Below are 19,633 nucleotides of genomic sequence, written 5' to 3' on the forward strand. Positions count from 1 at the left end.
TGCAGTCAGCCGACCACGGCTCGGCCGGCGGCGGCCAGGAAGCGGCGGGAAACCGTCCGGTCATGCGTGATCGTCCTCCGGACATGACGCCCCTGAGCCCCGCACCGTCCACGACTCCGCCCGACTGGCCGCACTGCGGCGACGGCGCCGCCCCGGACGACCCGGTCGGCTGCCGCGGCATCCTTGTCCCCGGTCGTACCGCTTGCCTCGCCCACCTGACCGACACCGACCGCGACACCTACCTGGCCGGTCTGACACCCGGCGCCGACATCGACCACCGCGGCACCCCCTTCACGGAATCCCTTCTCGACGCCCTCCTCGACGCCCTCCGTGACCCCGCCACCGGACATCCCCGCCTCGGTGAGGCTCGGTTCACGTCGGCGCTTTTCCAAGGCGACGCCTGGTTCGAGTCAGCGACCTTTCAGGGCGACGCCGGATTCGCGTCGGCGACCTTCCAAGGCGTCGCGTGGTTCAGGTCGGCGACCTTCCGAGGTGACGTCTGGTTCAGGTCGGTGACCTTCCAGCACGGTGCCGAGTTCAGGTCGGTGACCTTCCAGCACGCCGCCTGGTTCGAGTCGGCGGTCTTCCAGGCCGACGCGCGGTTCAGGTTCACGGCCTTTCAGGCCGACGCACGGTTCGAGTCGGCGGTCTTCCAGGGCGATGCCGGGTGCGAGTCGGCGACGTTCAAGGGTGTCGCCTGGTTCGAGTCGGCAGTCTTCCAAAGCGGCGCCGGATTCGGATCGGTGACCTTCCAGGACGGCGCCTGGTTCGGGGCAGCCACCTTCCACGGCGACGCACGGTTCAGATCGGCGACGTTCCAGGGCGGTGCCGGATTCTCCTCGGCGACGTTCCAGGGCAGTGCCGGGTTCGCTTCAGTGGCCTTCCGGGGCGACGCACGGTTCAGATCGACGACGTTCCGAGGCGACGCACGGTTCGAGTCGGCGACGTTCCTGGGCGATGCACGGTTCGAACAGGCGGTCTTCGAGCGGTCAGTCAGCCTTGGGCCACTGGTGTGCGCCGGGCGGGTGACGTTGTCCGGAGCGGTGTTCGCCGGCCCGGTGAACCTTTCGTCCGCCGCGCGCCGCCTGGAGTGCCGACGGACCCGCTGGTCGTCGACGGCCGAGTTGCGTCTGCGCTATGCCACGGTGGACTTCGCCCACGCCGTCTTCGAGTACCCCCTCACGATCGCCGCGGAGGCCGACCCCTTCGTACTCCCCGACGGACAGCCGGTGACAGAACAGGCTCTTGGACGCCGCCCATCTGGTTCTCGCCGACGTCGACCTGTCGGAGTGCCTGTTCACCGGGACCGTGCACCTGGACCAGCTGCGGCTGGAGGGCACCTGCTCCTTCGACACGGTCCCGTCCCGCACGCACTGGCGGCGTCGGCGCCCCATGCGGTTCACCCAGCGCCGCACCCTCGCCGAAGAGCACCACTGGCGCGCGCGCCGGCCGGGAGCCGTCCGGGGCTGGAATCCAGCAGTGCTCGGCGCCGGACACGTCGGACCGGCACAGTTGTCACCGGTGTACCGGGCACTCCGCAAGACGTTCGAGGACGGCAAGAACGAGCCGGGAGCGGCGGACTTCTACTACGGCGAGATGGAGATGCGCCGCCACGACCGCACCGGCACCCCCCGTGCCGAACGCGGGCTGCTGTACGGCTACTGGATACTGTCCGGCTACGGACTGCGCGCCTCCCGCGCCCTGGGCTGGCTCGCTGCCGCCATGCTCGTCACCATCGTGCTGCTGATGGGCTTCGGGCTCCCCGAGAACTCCCCGAAGCAGGAAGCGACCGGCACCGTGCCGCCCGGCGGGGGCGAGGTCACCTTCGAGATCGGCAAGGCCGACCCGCGGAATCCCACCGGAAACAGGTTCACCGGCAAGCGCTTCGAGAAGGCACTGAACGTCACGCTCAACTCCGTGGTGTTCCGCTCCAGCGGACAGGACCTGACCACCGCCGGCACCTACATCGAGATGGCCTCCCGCGTGGCCGAGCCCGTCCTGCTGGGCCTGGCCGTCCTGGCCGTCCGCAACCGCGTCAAACGTTGACCGTGCGCCGCCACAACAAGGAGTCCGCAGAACACGTGCCACTGGAACACTGCGGTACCCGGTGCACCCGAAACCGCCCCGAGGGCTTCCCCCTTGAAGAAGGCCCCGCCCCCGACCCCCGCCTTCGAGATGCGCTTCACCTCCACACCGGGTTCAGACCCGTACCGTCTCCACCCAGGCCGGGGCTGCGGCGCGTCGGGGCCGATTACGGCCACCCGGGGCAGGGACGGCGCCGGCTGGGGAGGACGACGCCGCGCAGCGCCGGGGTGCGGCGCGACGGGCGGCGGCAGGCCGGAGCGCTCCCGCCGAAAGTCCGTCAGGCCGGCATCCCCCGCTCGGCGAGTCCGCTCTCGTAGGCGATGATGACCAGTTGGGTGCGGTCGCGGGCGTTCAGCTTGGCGAGAAGGCTGCTCACATGGGTCTTCACGGTGGGCAGGCTGATCACCAGTCGCCCGGAGATCTCAGCGTTCGACAGGCCGTTCGCGATCAGCACGAGCACTTCCTGCTCCCGTTTGGTGAGCCCGACGAGCCGCGGGGCGGGGCGGGCCGTTCGGTCGTGGCGGGAGAAGTTCGCGATGAGGCGGCGGGTGACCGTGGGCGCCAGCACACCCTCACCGGTGGCGATGACGCGAATGCCGGCGACCAGGTCGGCCGGCGAGGCGTCCTTCAGCATGAATCCGCTCGCGCCCGCCTGGAGGGCCGGGTAGACGTACTCGTCCATGTCGAACATCGTGAGGGCCAGGACCCGCACGCCGGCCATGGTGTCGTCGGAGCAGATCTCCCGCGTGGCGGTGATGCCGTCCTTGACGGGCATGCGCAGATCCATCAGGACGACGTCCGGCTTGAGTTCACGGGCGAGTCGCACCGCCTGGACGCCGTCGCCCGCCTCGCCGACCGCCTCCATTCCCGGTGTCGAATCGACGAGGACACGGAAACTACCGCGCAGCAGTGCCTGGTCGTCCGCGATCAGTACCCGGACCGCCTCAGCCATTCCGCAATCCTCACACGCTGGTCATGGGCTGTCGGAAGGCGCGACTTTAGCAGTTCCGCCGCTCCCGGCTCCCGCGCTTCGGTGCCTGTACGGAGGGATCGTGGAGCGCGGACATGGTTCCTCCCGCCGTCGGTCCCGCGGTCCGGGCCGGCCCGGAACTGCTGGCCCGCTGCCGGTCGGAGAGCATCGAGCCGCCGACTCAAGGGCGGTGCGACCGGATCGTGGGCGCCGCGCTGCGAGTGGCCGAGGAGACGCTGACGGCGAGGATCTCGGCGCGGCTCACGGTCGACAGCACGGAACGGATCGTCGCCCTGGTCGTCGGCGCCGGCCAGGAGGACGACACCGCACCCGGTGAGGGCGAGGACGGCCCGCCGGTCCTGGGGAAGACCAAGGAGGCTCCGGGCCATGTGAGCCTGGAGACGATGCTCACCGAGATCGACAGGCTGCTCACGGTGAGGGCGGTCGGGCTGCCGGCGGACCTGTTCGCCGACATCGCGCCGAAGGTCGTGGCCGGGTGGCGGGCGCGGCCGCGGTGGAATCCCCCCTCCCATCTGCGCACTCACCCACTGCCGCTGCGGTGACGCTGCTGGCCGCGCTGCTGCACGAGCGAGAACGGGCGATCACGGACACGCTGGTCGAGCTGCTGATCTCCACGGTGCACCGGATCGGGGCGCGGGCGGAGAAGAAGGTCACCGAGCAGCTGGTCAACGCGTTCAAGAAGGTGTCGGGCAAGGAGAACATCCTCAAGTACCCGTCCACGCGAGGCCGGTGGATTTCGGGAAGTGATCCGGACACGACCGGGGATGTCCGTTCAGAACACGCGGTCGCGCCGGATGTGGTGTGGGATCAGGTCGAGGAAGGCATGCAGCGCCCGCGTCGGCGGACGCGTCGCGGAGGCGACCACGCTGAGCGTCCAGGCCAGTCGGACGTCCGCGAGGGGGACGGTACAAACGGCGTCCCCGGCCGCCGCGGCGAAGTCCGGGGGCAACAGCGCCACGCCCAAGCCGTGCGCCACGTACTCCGCGATCGTGGTGATGTCCGAGACCTCGATGAGGACCCGCCGGGACAGCTCCTCCTTCGTGAACGCGTCGTCCGCGATCTGGCGTTGCCCGAAACCGGCGGGCATGTCGACGAAGGACTCCCCGGCGATGTCTCTGAGCCGCACACGCTTCCGGCGGGCCAGTGGGTGATCGGCGGGGACCAGCAGCTGGACCTCGTACCTCTTGATGGCCCTCGATCTGAGGTGTTCGTCCTTGATGTCGGCTCCTACGAAGGCCACGTCGACGTGGCTCTCCTTGATCCGCTCGATCAGCCCGGAGGTTCCCCGCTGGGAGGTCTCGGTACGCAACCGGACCTCGGGATGACGGCGGTGGAATTCACCGGCCAGCGCGGGTACGTCGATCACCGTCAGCCCGCTGAGGACGCCAACGGTGAGGCTGCCGCGCAGCCCCGTGGAGAGCGGCTCCACTGCCGCCCGGGCCCGGTCGAGTACCTCGATCGCGGTCCGCGCCTCGGGGAGGAACGCCGAGCCGGCCTCCGTCAGTCTGACCGACCGCGTGGAACGGAGGAGCAGTTCGGTCCGGAGTTCGTGCTCCAGGGCCTTGATGCCGGCCGAGAGCGTGGACTGAGTGACGTGCAGCCGCTGGGCCGCCCGCGTGAAGTTCAGCTCCTCGGCGACGGTGATGAAGTACTCCAGTCGCTTCTGGTCCACACTCCCTCATTCATCGGTATGTCCGATCGAACATTCGAAAACATTCGTTGGACACGATAGCCGGGCAGGGCGACTGTTGTCGTGCGGCCAACGCCCGGACCAGGAAACGCCAGCGAAGGAGGATGACCATGCGCGTACTGCTCACCGGCGGCACCGGCTACACGCTTCGGGCGACACGGCCCGGCGTGTCCTGGGTCGGACCCCGCGGGACCGTCGGTCCTCGACGACATCGCGCGTACTGACTTCTGAGAAAGGCCCGCGCCCCGGGCCCCGCCGCAGGCGGGACCCGACCGGCCAGCGGCGGCCGGGCCGACCGGGCCCTGCCCGGCCGCAACCCTTCTTGAGGAACTTCGACATGAGTACTCCCACCGCTCCAACCGGGTCAGGTCATCGTCGTCCTGCTGGGCCCGGTCCCCAGTCGGCGGAACAGTCCCGCCCATCCGTGCCTCGCGGCGGCTCGCTGGCCGTCGCGGCAGCCATCGCAGCCGGCATGGTGGTGCCGGTACAGGCCCGTCTGAACGGCGAGCTGAGTCATCGCCTCGACGACGGCATCGCCGCGGCGGCGATCAGTTTCTCGGGCGGACTCGTCCTGTTGTCCCTCCTCGCGCTCTTCTCCCCCGGGCTGCGCGGCGCGCTGCGCCGCCTGGCCGGCGCTTCACGGGATGGCCGGCTCCCCCGCCGGTACCTGCTGGCCGGTGTGCTCGGCGGCACGTTCGCCCTGGCCCAGTCCACCGCCGCGCTGGTCACTGGAGTCGCCGTGTTCACCGTGTCGGCCATCGCCGGTCAGACCTTCGGCGGTCTGATCGTGGACAGCCGGGGCATCGGCGGCGGCCTGCGGCAGCGCCCGGGCGCCGCCCGGCTCACGGGAGCGGCCGTCATCCTGGTGGCCGCAGTCGTGTCCGCCCTGCCCCGTTTCGCCGACACCCTCGCGCCGGTCACGATCATCCTGCCGGCCCTCGCCGCCATCGCCGCCGGCTTCCTCCTCGGTGTGCAGCAGGCACTCAACGGAGCGACGACGGCCGCGTCGGGCTCGCCGATCGCAGCGACCTGGCTCAACTTCCTTGTCGGTGCGGTGTTCCTCGCCGCGGCCTGGGGGGTGAAAACACTCGTGCGGGGGACCGCGGGGGACCCGCTGCCCACCAGCTTGTGGGTCTACCTCGGTGGTCTGTGCGGCGTGGTGTTCATCGGCGCCTCGGCGTTCCTGGTGCGCCGGATCGGTGTCCTGCTGCTGAGCATGGCCTCTATCGCGGGGCAGCTCGCCAGTTCGATCGCCCTGGACTTCCTGGTCCCTTCGGACGGTCGGTCCCCCTCCGTCCTCACCGTCCTCGGTGCGTTGCTCACGTTCGGCGCCGTCTGGATTGCCTCCCGACGCCCTCGTGACACCACCGCGGAGTGATCCACGTCCGCGCCCGGACCGGACGCGTACCCGACCCACCACCCCTCTCTCGATGGAGAAGCAACACAGTGCCGCCCACGGCACGAAAGGAACCACAGGTGTCCCAGAACCAGCCGCAGAACAACGAACGCATCCTGATCAAGGGCGCATACCTGATGACGCAGGACGACAAGCTCGGCAACTTCGTGGGCGACATCCTCATCGCCCACGGCAGGATCCTCAAGGTCGGCCGGGACCTGTCCGACGACCGGGCCAGGGTCATCGACGGCACAGGGAACGCCGTCCTGCCCGGTTTCATTGATACCCACCGCCACAACTGGCAGGGAGCGCTGCGCAATCTCGGCCCCGCCTGGACCTACCAGGAGTACCGCAGCCAGGTGCAAATCGGCCTCGGACAGTACTTCGACCCCCGGGACGTACACATCGGCAACCTGGCGGCGGACCTGATGTCCCTCGACTCCGGGGTGACGACCGTTCGGGACGAATCGCACATCAGCAACAGCCCCGAGCACTCGGACGCGGCGATCGCCGCGCACTGGGAGTCGGGCATCCGTGCCGTCTTCGACCACGGCTGGCCATCGACGGAGGCCGAACAGTGGCAGTTCGGCAGCGACCGCACCCACCCCGACGACATTCGGCGCATCCGCAACGAGGTGCTCTCCGACGACTCGGCGCGGGTGACCCTCAACGCAATGCTCCGCGGACCGGAGCTGTCCACCCCCGATGTGTCCGAGCGTGACATCCGGCTCGCCCGTGAACTGGGCCTGCGCATCAGCATGCACGTGGGCCTCGGCGAGTGGGGGGCGGAGCAGCAGGCCGTACGGCAACTGGAGGAGGCCGGGCTGCTCGCCTCCGACATGACGTTCATCCACCTGTGCACGTCGACCGACGAGGAGCTGAGAATGCTGGCCGCACGCGGCGCCACCGCGTCCGTGGCTGGCGCCCTCGAGGTCTTCATGCCGGGCCTGGGCCAGCCGGCCACCAACCGGCTGCTGGCCGCCGGTGTCCGCCCGAGCCTCAGCGTGGACACCGAGACGATCGTAAGCGGTGACATGTTCGGCGTCATGCGGGCGACCCTCGCCTACCAGCAGCTGATCCTCGCCGGTGCGGCCGGACCCATGGACCGTGTTCCCGGCCTGCCCACGTTCAACGCCGCCGACCTGCTGTCCTTCGCGACCATCGAGGGCGCACGGGCCGCGGGGATCGACGACCGCACCGGCAGCCTGACCCCGGGCAAGGAGGCAGACCTGATCATGATCCGCCTCGATCACGCCAACATGCTGCCCGCCACGGACGTCGCGGCCACGATCGTCGCGGGCGGCCACGCCGGCAATGTCGACCTGGTCGTGGTGGCCGGTGCCATCCTCAAGGAGAACGGTGTACTGAAGGGAGGCGACGCCGTCTTCGACGAGGCCGCGGCCTCCCGTGACCGGCTCTTCCACGCCGCCGGTCTGCCGCTCCCGGTCTGAGCCGACCACCAGGCAGGCACCGGGCCGACGCGAACGACGACCCGGCCGGCAGACGCACGTCACCGTGGCGCACCGGAAGCCGCTTCGACACGCAACCGGCGTCCCCGTAGCAGCAGAGCTGCGCACCCTGCTCTACGAGTCCGCCGCACGGGCCGACGAGGTGCTGTACCTGAACGTCGAAGACCTGTACCCGCAGGACAAGCGAGGGAAAATCACTGCCAAGGGCGGGGCGACGGAGTGGATTCACTGGCAGTCGGGCACCGCCCAGCTCCTGCCCCGCCTCATCGCCCGCCGTACCCGCGGCCCGCTCTTCCTCACCGACCGCAAGGCCCCCGCCGGAACACCGACGCTCGACGTGTGCCCCGAGACCGGCCGGGCCCGGCTCTCCTACCGTCGCGCTGAGGAGATCTTCGAGGAGAACACCCGGCTGTCGGCCAACCCCCTCCCTCACCCGACGACATCGAGGATCTCAGCGGCTGGACGCTTCACCGGCTCCGTCACAGTGCCCTGACGCACGACGCGGAAGACGGCACCTCCACCCCGATGCTGCTGGCACGCTCCCGCCACGCATCCGTCCGCTCCCTGGAGCGGTACGCCCGCCCCGGCGTCGACTCGGTCGCCCGACACGTCGCCGAACGCGACCCCGCCGCACGTCGTAGGACGTGACCCTCGCCGTTCGCGGCTGGTGACAGCATTCTTACCGGCACCCCGCGTCCCACCGGTGGTGCCGGTAGGAGCCGAGGGCCAGCGCCGCGACGGTCCACGCGAGCAGGACCGCGAACCCGGTGTACGCGTCGTCCGCGCCGACGGCGAGCATCCGCGTGCCGGCCCGGTCGGGGAAGTACCGCACCACCTCCTTCGTCGCTCCGACGACGGACAGGATCTGGGAGCCGGCGAGCACCATGGGGAGCAGAACGGCCAAGGGAACGACGGCGCTGCGGGCCGTCGCGGCGAGGCCCGCCGCGAACAGGCTCATCAGCGTCAGGTAGAGCACCGCGCCGGCCAGGGCGCGAGGGACACCGCTCGCGCCGATCGAGGCGCCGTGGGGTCCGAGGGCGAGCTGGGTGACCAGGTAGCCGGCGACCGTGACGGGGATCGCGAGACCGCGGTGGCGGCGGCGGTGACGGCCGTCTTCGCCGCGTAGAGCCGGCCGCGCCGGGGCACGGCGAGCAGGGAGACCCGCATCATCCCCGACGTGTACTCGCTGGAGACGATGAGCACTCCGAACACGATCAGGGCGAGCTGGCCGTAGAGGACGCCGTCCAGGCCCGCCTGCTGAGGGGTGAAGTCGGGGCGGAGCCCGGGACTGTCGGATTCGATGGCGCCCTTCGCGGACCACCCGCCCAGGGCTGCGATCAGGAGGCTGAAGGGTGCGAACAGCAGCAGGGCGGCGAGCGTGCCCCGGATGCCCAGCAGTTTGGTGAACTCGGCCCGGACGGCCGCGGCCGTCTCAGACATGGGTGTCGCTTCCTCCCTTGCCGACGAGCTCGAGGAACGTGTCCTCGAGGGATCCCGTGTGCGTGCTCAGTTCTTCGAGCGGGACGCCGACCGCCGCGGCCAGCCGGCTGATCTCGGCCGCCGGCAGGCCGTCGACTTCCAGGCCGCCGTCCGGTACGAGCCTCGGCGAGGCTCCCCTCTTCTCCAGTTCACCGTGGAGCCGCAGGGGTTCGGCCGTCCGCACGCGCACGTACGTACGTCCGTGGCGCCGGATGAAGTCCGACATGCTGGTCCCGGCGAGGAGTTGCCCGCGGCTGACGATGATCAGGTCGTCCGCGACCAGGGACATCTCGGCCATCAGGTGGCTGGAGACGAGGACGGTCCGGCCTTCGGCGGCCATCGCGCGCAGCAGTTCGCGCAGCCACTTGACGCCTTCGGTGTCCAGGCCGTTGACCGGCTCGTCGAGCACGAGGACGGGCGGGTCTCCGAGCAGGGCCGCGGCCAGGCCGAGCCGCCGGCCCATGCCGAGGGAGAAGGTCCCGGTCCGCCGCCGGGCCGCCTCCGTCAGACCGACCGTCGCGAGGACCTCTCCGACCCGTCGCCGGGCGATCCGGTTGCTCCTCGCGAGCCACAGCAGATGGTCGGCGGCGGTCAGGCCGCGATGGGGCGCGGCTGTCTCCAGCAGGGCACCGACGTGCCGGGCCGGGTGCCTCAGTTCGTGATAGGCGCGGCCGTCGATGCGGGTGGATCCGGCGTCCGGGCGGGTGAGGCCGAGCATCATGCGCATCGTCGTGGACTTGCCGGCTCCGTTGGGGCCCAGGAACCCGGTGACCGCCCCCGACCGCACCGTGAAGGTGAGGCCGTCCACGACCGTGTTCCGCCCGTACCGCTTGGTCAACTTCTGGACGTCGATCACAGGGTGAGTCTCGTCGAGCGTCTCGTCGGCCGCATCGGTCCCGGGACGGGACTGCCGACAGGCCTCCACGGCTCGACCTCATACTTGCGCATGAGTTCCGCTCAGTAGGGCAGCGTCGCCAGGACCCGGAAACCGCCGGCCGGTTCCGGTCCGGCGCTGAGGGTGCCGCCGTGCGCGGCGACCCGCTCCTTCATTCCGACGAGGCCCATGCCACCGCCGGGCACGGTCGGCCGGTGCCCCGGCCCGGGGCCCTCGTCGGCCACCTCGATCGTCAACGTCCCCTGCTGCGAGGTGAGGTGCACCCGGCAGCGGGTCGGCGCGGCGTGCTTGACGACGTTGGTCAGCGCCTCCTGGACGATCCGGAAGGCGGACAGCGCCACACCGTCCGGTGGTTCCTCCGCGTACCGGGACCGCAGGTCGACGCGGACGCCGGCCGCCTCGGCCGTCCGGACCAGATCGGGCAGGTCCGACAGCCCTCGTACCGGCCGGAGTTGCTGGTCCGCGTCCTCCTGCTCGTGGCGCAACGCCTTGAGGGTGCCTCGCATGTCGCGCAGCGCCCTGCGGCTGACGTCCTCGATCACCGCCAGGGCTTCCCGCGCCTCCTCCGGGCGGGTGTCGATCACGTGGTTGGCGACACCGGCCTTGATCACGATCAGGCCCACACTGTGCGTGACGACGTCGTGGATGTCACGGGCGATGCGGAGGCGTTCCTCGGTCTTCGCCTGCTCGGCCGCACGCTCGATGGCGCGCCGCGTGCTCTCCCGCCGTTCCCGGACGGCCGATCCCGCCGCCCAGGTGGCGCCGAGAACAAGCAGTCCGAACACGGCCTGCACGGCCTTGCCGCCACCCTGCTGGCTCTGCCCTCCCGTGACCGTGAGCAGGGCCGCGCCCGCGGCGCACAGCCCCGCGACGAAGGCCACGGACAACACCGGTGGCCCGCTCCTCGTCGTGGCCACCGCGTACAGGGCGTAGGAGGCGGCCGGGAACAGGGCCGGTCCGGCGCCGACCGCCAGTGCCACGCAGGCGGTGGTCAGGACGAATCCGAAGACCGGGACGGGCCACAGCGGGCGGGCGGCCAACACCAGCGCGACGCTCAGCGACAACAGCCCTACGGTGCCGCCGCCCACCTCGCCGCCCCCGGCCGGCCGCAGTGCCGACACGTACGGAAGCAGTGCGAATCCGAGGGCAGCAGGCACGTCGAGCATGACCAGGCGCCGAAAAGGGGTGTCACCCATGCGCGCGAACGTATGCGCTCGGTTGACGGCGCGTCCAACGTTCCGCGCGACAGCGCTTCCGCCGCGGCCCAGCCCCGCGAGGGACGCCGACCGGTCGACGGCCTGGTGGGGGTGGCGGTGGGCGGTGCTCGTTCCGATCAGCGGCCACAGCCGTGGGCCGGCACGCCTCGAGCCCTCCTCCCACCACCTCAAAAGGAGGTGGAAAAGGCCCCGTGACCGGCGGTACGGCCGGTGTCACTCAGGCGGGGCCACCGGCAGGACGTCCGGTGAGAGCGCGCCGGCGTGCGCGGAGACACTCGTCATCCGGCGGCGGTGGTGACGTCGGCACAGCACCTCGTAACCGACCTCCGCGGCCGGGCCGTTCACATCTCCGACGACGACCTGCTCGCCCGCCACGACCATCTCGCCGCCCACCGTGCGGGCGTTGTGCGTGGCACGCGCACCACACCAGCACATCGCCTCGACCTGAAGGGTCTCGATCCGGTCCGCCAGCTCGATCAGCCGCTGCGAGCCGGGGAACAGCTTCGTGCGGAAGTCGGTGGTGATGCCGAAGGCGAAGACGTCCAGGCCCAGGTCGTCCACGACGCGTGCCAACTGGTCGATCTGCTCCGGGGCGAGGAACTGCGCCTCGTCCACGATCACGTAGTCCACCCTGCCGCCCCGCGTCAGCCGATCCACGAGGTGGGCGTGCAGATCCATGCCCGGAGCCGCCTCGGTCGCCTCCGTCACCAGGCCCAGCCGCGAGGACAGCTTCCCCTCCCCCGCACGGTCGTCCCGCGTGAAGATCACACCCTGTAGTCCTCGTGCCGACCGGTTGTGACCGATCTGCAGAGCAAGTGTCGACTTCCCGCAGTCCATGGTTCCGGAGAAGAACACCAGCTCGGGCATGAGGGGCTGAGCACCTTTCGGCAGAGAGGGCGGGGTACGCGGGGGGGGTGGGTCAGGAGCGGATTTCGAGCAAGGGGACGAGCTGCTCGGCAGGGGTCATCGACCCGTGGTTGCCGACCATCGACGACTCGTTCGGCTCGCGCTCGGAGGCGATGAGCAGGACGTCGTCCCGCGCGGCGGCGACCACGTCGCCGATGCGGTCGTACACCCGGTCGTCGATGCGGGGACCGAACCAGCCCGCGTCGATCGCCTCGTCCCGGGAGGCCACCCAGAACTGCTCGCCGAGCACCTCCCGCCAGCAGGTCAGCACGTCGTTGTGCGCGCCGGGGACCGCGTACACGTGGCGGGCACGGCCCTCGCCGCCGAGGAGGGCGACGCCGGCCTTCAGCTCCCAGTCCTCGTCGAAGTCGATGCGGTGGTCCTCGTCGAAGGGCACGTCGATCATGCCGTGGTCGGCGGTGACGTACAGGGCGCTGCGCGGCGGCAGCTGCTCGGCGAGGCGCTGGACGAGCCGGTCGACGTGCGCGAGCTGGCCGCGCCAGGTGTCGGAGTCGACGCCGAAGCGGTGGCCCGCGCCGTCGACCTCGGCGTAGTAGGTGTAGACGAGGGCGCGGTCGGCGCCGGCCAGTTGCTCGGCGGCGCAGTCCATGCGGTCCTCGCCGGACAGGCGTCCGTGGAAGGCGCCGCCGCTGAGCGCGACCTTGGTCAGCGGGGTGTTCGCGAAGGCCGGGGAGGTGACCTGCGCGGCGCGCACGCCCGCTTCGTGGGCGAGCTGGAAGACGGTGGGGTACGGCTGCCAGCGGCCCGGCGCGGTCCACGGCTGCCAGCGCAGCTGGTTCATCAGCGCGCCGGTGGCCGGGTCGCGCACGGTGTAACCGGGCAGGCCGTGGGAGCCCGGTGGCAGACCGGTGCCGACGGAGGCGAGGGAGGTCGCGGTGGTCGCCGGGTAGCCGGCGGTGATCGGGCGTCCGGTGCCGCCGCGTGAGCTGCCCAGCAATGAGGTCAGGAAGGGGGCGTCCTCCGGGTGCGCGCGCAGCTGCTCCCAGCCGAGGCCGTCGATCAGGAAGACGCAGTTCCGGTCGGCGGGGGTCAGCTCCGTGATCCCGGCGGTCATGCCGGGCACGCCGAGGCCTGCGGCGAGCGTGGGCAGCAGGTCGGCGAGCGATCCGGTGCCGTACTCGGGTACGGGGGCGGAGTCGACGGGGAGAGGCTCCGGCTCGGTGTCCCAGGCGGTGTGCTGCGCCATCAGCGGGAGGTGTCCGCGGTCGCCTCGGAGAGGGCCTGGGCGAAGGTGAGCGCCTGGCGCACCGTCTCCGGGCCGTCGCCGGCCTCGCTGACGCGCAGGCTGAGGTCGTCGGCCGTGGAACTGCCCGTGTAGCCGTGGTCGGCCTCGCAGTTGGGGTCGCCGCAGGCGGCCGGCTCGAGGTCGAGGCGGGAGACGGCGCCCCAGCCGATGGTCAGCACGATCTCGCGGGGCAGCGTGCCCGGCTTGTACTGCTCCGGGTTGGCGACCACACGGCTGACGACGATGGACGAGATCCGGCCGAGCTTGACGGACTCCGTGGACGTCGTGGCGTACGGCGTCGGGGAGGTGTCGTCGGCGGCCTGCTCGTCGGTGTGGCTGACGATGAAGCGGTTGCCGGTGAGCACGAGCACGGTCACGTGCCGGCGCACCTCGTTCTGGTCGAACGTCGTCTCCTGGTGGACCAGGTACGACCGGACGGGCTCGCCGCCCACAGCGGCCTCCACCGCCTCGGCCACGAGGGCCGGGTAGTAGCCGCTGCGCTCGATCGCCGCTCGCAGCCCCTGGGTCGTCGTACTGGTCTTGGCCATGCCGTCCATCCTACGGGGGCGCGCCGACTGCGCGGCACGCTCGTGCGAGACCCGTCCCGGGGCGCGGGCGGTCAGTACGCAGGCAGGGTCCGCGGGCCGAGGTCGTCCCTGGCGGGTGGCGGTGCGAGGCGGACGGCGGCGCCGAGCACGCTCAGGCCTCGCGGGGCGACGACGACCGGTTCCAGGGTGACCGCGACGACCTCCGGACGGTCGTCCACCAGCCGGGAGACCCGCAGCAGCAGTTCCTCCAGGGCCAAGCTGTCGACCGGAGCCGAGCCGCGCCAGCCGAAGAGGAGGGGCGCCGTGCGGATCGAGCGGATGAGGGAGGTGGCGTCGCGGTCGGTGACCGGGACCAGCCGGTGCGCCATGTCGCCGAGCAGCTGCGTGGCCGCGCCGGCCAGACCGAAGGAGAGCACCGCGCCGGCCGCCGGGTCGATGACCGCCCGTACGACCGTGTCGACGCCGCGCGGGGCCATGCCCTGCACCACCGGGCGCAGCTCCTCGGGCTTCCCGAACAACTCGGTCAGCTCGGCGTACGCCCGCCGCAGCTGCTCCTCGTCCGCGAGGTCCAGGCGTACGCCGCCCAGGTCGGCGCGGTGGCGCAGGTGCGGGGCGGTGGCCTTGAGGGCGACGGGGTAGCCGATGGTCCGCGCGGCGGCGACGGCGTCGTCGGGGGTGGGGGCGGGCAGGGCGCGGTGGACGTGGATGCCGTACCTGCCGAGCAGGTCGCAGGTCTCCTGCGGGCCGAGCGTGAGCCCCTGCCCGCGCGCGAGGTGCCCGGATATCAGCTCGGCGGCGCCCTTCTCGTCGATGTCCTCGTACTCCGGCACCTTGCCGGGGTCGGCGGCGTCACGTCGCCACTGGGCGTAGGCGACGGCCTGGGCGAGGGCGCGGACGGCGCGTTCGGCGGCGGGGTAGGCCGGGATGAGGCGGGCCCCTTCCGGCCCCTCGCCGACGGGCTCGCCGGTGGAGGGCCGCTTCGCGGAGCCAGGGCGGGCGGCGGCGCCTGCCCCCGAGGCCAGGGGCGCCCGGGGCACGGCGGCCGAGACCGCGTGCGGCCCGGGGGCCGGGACCACCTTGGACTCGGCGGACGAGGCGGCCCGGGGGGCGGTGGACGGAGCAGCCTGGGGGTCGGTGGACGCAGCCGCCTGGTTCTCCGCCGTCGAGGCCACCCGGGGGCCGGCGTCCGAAGCCGCCTGCGGCCCGCCGGACGAAGCGGCCCGCGGCTCGCCGGGCGGAACCGCCTGCGGCGCCGTGCTCGTCGCCGCGGACAGGGCCTCCGCCAGGCCGCCCAGCTCCACGTGGACCACGAGGACCGGCTTGGCGGGCACCCCGGCCGCCGCCGAGCGGAGGGCCTCCGCCAGCGCCGCGTCTCCCGTCGGCCCCTCCCCCACCGTCGGGATGGCGGTCACCACCACCGCGTCGCACGTGTCGTCGGCCAGGGCCCGGGACAGGGCCTCGTGGAAGTCGTCGGCCGAGGCGGCCGTGGTCAGGTCCAGGGGAGGGTGCGGCCGCAGCCCCTCGGAGAGGCAGGCGTCGTACGTCAGCAGCCCCAGTGATTCCGAGTTCCCGAGGATCGCCACCCTCGGTCCGGCGGGCAGCGGCTGGCGGGCGAGCAGCAGACCCGCGTCGACCAGGTCGGTGATCGTGTCGACCCGGATCACGCCGGCCTGCCTCAGCAGCGCGGAGACCGTCGCGTGCGGCAGCCGCGTCGCCCGTACGGCGTGCCCCTGGGGTGCCACGCCGCCGTGCCGGGCGCCCTGCACCACGACCAGCGGTTTGACGGCCGCCGTCCGCCGGGCCAGGCGGGTGAACTTGCGCGGGTTGCCGATGGACTCCAGGTACATCAACGCGACATCCGTCTCCGGGTCGTCGTACCAGTACTGGAGGACGTCGTTGCCGGAGACGTCGGCCCGGTTGCCGGACGAGACGAAGCTCGACACACCGGTGACGCCGGTGACCCCGCCGCCGCGCCGGTGCAGCCGGGACAGCAGGGCGATGCCGATGGCACCGGACTGGGCGAACAGGCCGATCCGTCCGGTGCGGGGCATCTCGGGGGCGAGGGAGGCGTTGAGCCGCACGTCCGGGGAGGTGTTGATGATCCCGAAGGCGTTGGGCCCGATGATCCGCATGCCGTACGTGCGCGCCTGCCGCACGAGTGCGCGCTGGCGTTCGCGTCCTTCGGGGCCGCTGTCGGCGTATCCGGCGGAGATCACGACCAGGCCCTGCACCCCGTGCTCGCCGCACTCGGTGACCACCTCGGGGACGCGCTCGGCGGGCACGGTGACGACGGCCAGGTCGACGGGGCCGTCGATGTCGCGCACCGAGCGGCGCGCCGGGACCCCGTCCAGTTCCGTGCCGTCCTGGGGGAACGCCTTGTTCACGGCGTACAGCGACCCCGTGTAGCCCGCGTCCCGGATGTTGCCGAGGATGCTGCGGCCGACGCCTCCCGGGGTACGGCCGGTGCCGATGACCGCCACCGACCCGGGCTGCAGCAGCCGCTGAACGGAACGCGCCTCCGCGCGGTGCTCGCGCGCGTACTGCACGGCGAGCGAGCGGTCGGTGGGTTCGAGGTCGAACTCCAGGCGGACCACGCCGTCCTCGAAACTCCGTTTCTGGGTGTACCCGGCGTCCATGAACACCTTGATCATCTTGGTGTTGGCGGGCAGCACCTCGGCGGCGAAGCGGCGGATGCCTCGCTCACGGGCGACGGCGGCGATGTGTTCCAGCAGCGCGGAGGCGACGCCGCGCCCCTGGTGGGCGTCCTGGACGAGAAAGGCGACCTCGGCCTCGTCGGAGACCGGAGGGGCGGGCGCGAAGCGGCCCCCGGCAAGGGTGGTGGTGGGCGACGGACGGGAGGGGGCGGGTGTTCCCCCGGCGCCGATCCGGTCGTAGCGTACGGTGGCGATGAACTCGCCGCCGATGGTGGCCGCGAGTCCCACCCGGTCCACAAAGTCGTGGTGCGTGAAGCGGTGGACGTCCTTGGCGGACAGGCGAGGGTACGGCGCGAAGAAGCGGTAGTACTTCGACTCGTCGGAGACCTGCTCGTAGAAGCTGACCAGGCGCTCGGCGTCATCAACGGTGATGGGGCGGACGCGCGCGGTGCCGCCGTCGCGCAGCACCACGTCGGCCTCCCAGTGGGCGGGGTACTCGTGCCGGTCCGACGAGGTCTGCATGGGCCCCAGAGTACGGCTCGCGTACGACAACGGCGCGAGGCAGTCTGTGGAGGACGGAGGGTCGGACCGAGGCCGCGGTCCGACCGACCACACAGGGCGGCACACAGCCGTCCGGACACGCTTCACGATGTGGGAAACTGGTCTAGACAAGACTGGTCTAGACAACATGAACCCCTGAATACCCGAAGGGCAGCATCACATGGCTGAGCGCCGCGTCAACGTCGGCTGGGCCGAGGGCCTCCACGCCCGCCCCGCCTCCATCTTCGTCCGAGCCGCCACGGCCACAGGCGTCCCGGTGACGATCGCCAAGGCCGACGGTTCCCCCGTCAACGCGGCCTCCATGCTGGCCGTTCTCGGCCTCGGCGCCCAGGGCGGCGAGGAGATCGTCCTCGCCTCCGACGCCGAGGGCGCGGACGCCGCTCTGGAGCGGCTGGCGAAGCTGGTCTCCGAAGGGCTCGAGGAGCTTCCCGAGACCGTCTGACGGACATCGTCTGACGGACAGCAGCAATGAAAGGCCCGCTCGGACACCGGGCGGGCCTTTTTTCTTTCCGCTTCGCTCGTTCGCGGGCATCCGGGCATTCCTGGACGTCGGTAGGCCAAAAAGCCGGGCAGTCGGGCAGTCGGGCAGCGGGAAAGACCTCTCGAATTACTCTGCTCGCTCTTTGTGTACGGCCCTCGCGTTAAGCCCGGAGGCTCGGTGTGTTTACGGGACGTTGCGTTTTCCTCACACGCCTCGTCCGTTCGTCCTCGGAAGCGAATCGCAGTCGATAATCCGGCGTCGACCGCTCGGTGTGCAGCGTCATGAGGGCCCGCGCGCGCTCGCTGTCGCCCCGGGCCACCGCGTCCGCGATCGCACCGTGCTCCGCCCAGTACTCCACGGGTCCGGCCGGCGCGTCCACGGTGTACATCCAGGCGATCTTGTGGCGCAGCTGGGTCAGCAGCGCCGTCAGGGAGGGGCTGCCCGCGGCCTGGGCGAGGGTGTCGTGGAACCAGCCGCCCAGGGAGCGCAGATCATCGCTGTTGCCCTGCCTGGCCCGCTCCTGACCCAGCCTGACCAGTCCGCGCAGCACCTTGAGGTGGGCCTCGGTACGGCGCCGGGCGGCCCGGGAGGCACCGAGGGGTTCGAGGAGCGTACGGGCCTCCAGCAGGTCGGCGGCCTCCTGTTCGCTGGGTTCCGCCACGCACGCGCCCGCGTGCCGCCGGGTCACCACGAAGCCCTCGGCCTCCAGCGTGCGCAGGGCCTCACGGACCGGGACGCGGGAGACTCCGTAACGGCGGGCGAGCAGTTCCTCGGTGAGCCGACTGCCGCGCCCGTGGACGCCGGCGACGATGTCGTCCCGGATCGCCGTGCACACCGAGTGCGCCGGAATACGCATGCCCGACCTCCGCCCTAATCCCCGTGAAACGTCGACGATTGACGCGTGAGCAGTGACTCTAGGCCAGCCGGGCGGATATTCCGACGGCGGGGCGGATTTCCTGGTCATCTTTTGGACAGCGGCGACGCCTGGATCGCCCGTGGAAACGCGAATGCCCCGGCTCGGAAGCCGGGGCGCTCGAGTGCCGTACCGTCCGCCGTCAGATGTTCACACCGTGGGAGCGGAGATAGGCGACGGGGTCCATGTCCGAGCCGTACTCGGGGCTCGTACGGGCCTCGAAGTGCAGGTGGGCCCCGGTGACGTTGCCGGTGGCGCCGGAGAGGCCGATCTGCTGACCGGGGGCGACCGCCTGGCCGACCGAGACGCCGATGGACGACAGGTGGCCGTACTGCGTGTACGTGCCGTCGTGCATCCTGATCACGACCTGGTTGCCGTACGCCCCGCCCCAGCCGGCCTCGACGACGGTGCCGACGCCGACCGCGTGCACGGTGGTGCCGCTCGCGGCGTGGAAGTCGATGCCGGTGTGGCTGCCCGAGGACCACAGGGAGCTGCCGGCCTGGTAGGCGGTGGAGACGTAGGAGGCGGTGATCGGCGACACGAAGGTGTTGAGGCGCTTGCGCTCCGCCTCGCGCGCGGCGCGCTCCTTGGCCTCGCGCGCCTCCTCGGCCGCCTCGGCGGCCCGCTCGCGTGCGGCCTCCCGGGCCGCCTCACGGGCGGCGGCGTCCAGCGCGGCCCGCTTCTGCGCGGTGGCCTGGGCGTCGATCTCGTCGGCCACGGCGTCGCCGATGGTGACGACCGGGGTGAGTCCGCTCTGCTCCGCCTCGGACTCGGCGGCGAGCACCGGAGTCGCGAGGGTGCCGACGACACCGGTGGTGGCGAGGGCCGCGACGCCCGCCGCGTGGGCGGTGGTGCGGTGCATCCGGCTGGGACGGCGGTGCTTACCGGTGGCGCGCGTGAACGCCATGTGGAGGCTGGTCCTTTCCTTCCCTCTCGCCTACCGGGTTAGCTGACGGGTTCGGAGCAGGAAGGTCTCCTACGGACCCCCTCGCTGCACGCGCGGGCGTCCGATTCACCCCAGGGACTGCGATGGGTCCCCGGCTCCCCTGGCTCGCGCCGTACGGGGACTCGGCGATGGCTGTCCGGTGCCGCGGGTGCGGCG

The 19,633-nt window shown here is 71.6% G+C and carries 18 protein-coding genes, 1 pseudogene and 1 riboswitch; of the genes and pseudogenes, 7 read left to right on the forward strand and 12 right to left on the reverse strand.

What is annotated here, in order from left to right:
* Window positions 1-83 precede the first annotated feature (83 nt).
* Together ACP4IX_RS05980 and ACP4IX_RS05985 are read left to right on the forward strand one after the other, a co-directional pair.
* Window positions 84-941: pseudogene (locus tag ACP4IX_RS05980) on the forward strand (pentapeptide repeat-containing protein); the annotation flags it as partial.
* 304 nt (window positions 942-1,245) lie between these two features.
* Window positions 1,246-2,046 (forward strand): hypothetical protein, encoded by an 801-nt coding sequence (locus ACP4IX_RS05985; RefSeq protein WP_426554922.1) that lies wholly within the window; start codon window positions 1,246-1,248, stop codon window positions 2,044-2,046.
* Between the two features lie 316 nt (window positions 2,047-2,362).
* On the opposite strand, the gene ACP4IX_RS05990 is transcribed toward ACP4IX_RS05985, so the two are convergent.
* Window positions 2,363-3,037 carry a response regulator gene (locus ACP4IX_RS05990; protein WP_426521848.1) on the reverse strand — a complete coding sequence of 225 codons (675 nt, stop codon included), beginning with the start codon at window positions 3,035-3,037 and terminating at the stop codon, window positions 2,363-2,365.
* A gap of 113 nt (window positions 3,038-3,150) precedes the next feature.
* Here ACP4IX_RS05990 and ACP4IX_RS05995 point away from each other — a divergent pair, with 113 nt between their 5' ends.
* Window positions 3,151-3,618, forward strand: a complete 468-nt coding sequence (locus ACP4IX_RS05995) for a hypothetical protein (protein ID WP_426554923.1) — start codon at window positions 3,151-3,153, stop codon at window positions 3,616-3,618.
* Window positions 3,619-3,848: 230 nt separating this feature from the next.
* Here the strand turns inward: ACP4IX_RS05995 and ACP4IX_RS06000 are convergent, their stop codons facing one another.
* Window positions 3,849-4,748: a LysR family transcriptional regulator gene (locus ACP4IX_RS06000; RefSeq protein ID WP_426554924.1), complete on the reverse strand. Its 900-nt coding sequence runs from the start codon at window positions 4,746-4,748 to the stop codon at window positions 3,849-3,851.
* Between the two features lie 442 nt (window positions 4,749-5,190).
* On the opposite strand from ACP4IX_RS06000, the gene ACP4IX_RS06005 reads away from it, so the two are divergent.
* The 3 genes from ACP4IX_RS06005 to ACP4IX_RS06015 all read left to right on the forward strand — a co-directional run bounded on the left by ACP4IX_RS06005 (window position 5,191) and on the right by ACP4IX_RS06015 (window position 8,124).
* The gene (locus tag ACP4IX_RS06005; protein WP_426554925.1) at window positions 5,191-6,144 is read left to right on the forward strand and encodes a DMT family transporter; all 954 of its coding nucleotides are present in this window, start codon (window positions 5,191-5,193) and stop codon (window positions 6,142-6,144) included.
* A 98-nt stretch (window positions 6,145-6,242) separates the two neighbouring features.
* Complete coding sequence (locus ACP4IX_RS06010) at window positions 6,243-7,613, forward strand: amidohydrolase family protein (RefSeq protein ID WP_426521843.1); 1,371 nt, start codon at window positions 6,243-6,245, stop codon at window positions 7,611-7,613.
* 64 nt (window positions 7,614-7,677) lie between these two features.
* Window positions 7,678-8,124: a hypothetical protein gene (locus ACP4IX_RS06015; RefSeq protein WP_426554926.1), complete on the forward strand. Its 447-nt coding sequence runs from the start codon at window positions 7,678-7,680 to the stop codon at window positions 8,122-8,124.
* 186 nt (window positions 8,125-8,310) lie between these two features.
* On the opposite strand, the gene ACP4IX_RS06020 is transcribed toward ACP4IX_RS06015, so the two are convergent.
* The 8 genes from ACP4IX_RS06020 to ACP4IX_RS06055 form a co-directional block, all read right to left on the reverse strand.
* Window positions 8,311-8,589 (reverse strand): hypothetical protein, encoded by a 279-nt coding sequence (locus ACP4IX_RS06020; protein WP_426554927.1) that lies wholly within the window; start codon window positions 8,587-8,589, stop codon window positions 8,311-8,313.
* A gap of 5 nt (window positions 8,590-8,594) precedes the next feature.
* Window positions 8,595-9,071: a hypothetical protein gene (locus ACP4IX_RS06025; protein ID WP_426554928.1), complete on the reverse strand. Its 477-nt coding sequence runs from the start codon at window positions 9,069-9,071 to the stop codon at window positions 8,595-8,597.
* A complete protein-coding gene (locus tag ACP4IX_RS06030) occupies window positions 9,064-9,966 on the reverse strand; it encodes an ATP-binding cassette domain-containing protein (protein ID WP_426554929.1) in 903 nt (300 codons plus the stop codon). Before ACP4IX_RS06030 ends, ACP4IX_RS06025 begins: the two co-directional genes overlap by 8 nt.
* Before the next feature lie 101 nt (window positions 9,967-10,067).
* On the reverse strand, window positions 10,068-11,201 hold the full coding sequence (locus tag ACP4IX_RS06035) for a sensor histidine kinase (protein ID WP_426554931.1): 1,134 nt from the start codon (window positions 11,199-11,201) through the stop codon (window positions 10,068-10,070).
* A 234-nt stretch (window positions 11,202-11,435) separates the two neighbouring features.
* Window positions 11,436-12,089: a thymidine kinase gene (locus ACP4IX_RS06040; RefSeq protein ID WP_426521839.1), complete on the reverse strand. Its 654-nt coding sequence runs from the start codon at window positions 12,087-12,089 to the stop codon at window positions 11,436-11,438.
* A 52-nt stretch (window positions 12,090-12,141) separates the two neighbouring features.
* Window positions 12,142-13,335, reverse strand: coding sequence for an alkaline phosphatase family protein (locus tag ACP4IX_RS06045; protein WP_426554932.1), 1,194 nt, complete (start codon window positions 13,333-13,335; stop codon window positions 12,142-12,144).
* Entirely contained in the window at window positions 13,335-13,931 is a 597-nt protein-coding gene (locus tag ACP4IX_RS06050; protein WP_426521837.1) for a DUF5998 family protein, read from the reverse strand. Before ACP4IX_RS06050 ends, ACP4IX_RS06045 begins: the two co-directional genes overlap by 1 nt.
* A 62-nt stretch (window positions 13,932-13,993) precedes the next feature.
* The gene (locus ACP4IX_RS06055) at window positions 13,994-17,098 is read right to left on the reverse strand and encodes a GNAT family N-acetyltransferase (protein WP_426554933.1); all 3,105 of its coding nucleotides are present in this window, start codon (window positions 17,096-17,098) and stop codon (window positions 13,994-13,996) included.
* A gap of 199 nt (window positions 17,099-17,297) precedes the next feature.
* On the opposite strand from ACP4IX_RS06055, the gene ACP4IX_RS06060 reads away from it, so the two are divergent.
* A complete protein-coding gene (locus tag ACP4IX_RS06060; RefSeq protein WP_053138275.1) occupies window positions 17,298-17,579 on the forward strand; it encodes an HPr family phosphocarrier protein in 282 nt (93 codons plus the stop codon).
* Between the two features lie 199 nt (window positions 17,580-17,778).
* Here ACP4IX_RS06060 and ACP4IX_RS06065 read toward each other — a convergent pair whose 3' ends face one another.
* Window positions 17,779-18,474 carry a GntR family transcriptional regulator gene (locus ACP4IX_RS06065; RefSeq protein ID WP_426521835.1) on the reverse strand — a complete coding sequence of 232 codons (696 nt, stop codon included), beginning with the start codon at window positions 18,472-18,474 and terminating at the stop codon, window positions 17,779-17,781.
* Between the two features lie 199 nt (window positions 18,475-18,673).
* Entirely contained in the window at window positions 18,674-19,438 is a 765-nt protein-coding gene (locus ACP4IX_RS06070; RefSeq protein WP_426521834.1) for a M23 family metallopeptidase, read from the reverse strand.
* A 12-nt stretch (window positions 19,439-19,450) separates the two neighbouring features.
* A riboswitch (cyclic di-AMP (ydaO/yuaA leader) is annotated at window positions 19,451-19,615 on the reverse strand.
* Between the last annotated feature and the right edge of the window lie 18 nt (window positions 19,616-19,633).

This window comes from Streptomyces sp. WG5, from assembly GCF_049974565.1.
GTDB lineage: Bacteria > Actinomycetota > Actinomycetes > Streptomycetales > Streptomycetaceae > Streptomyces.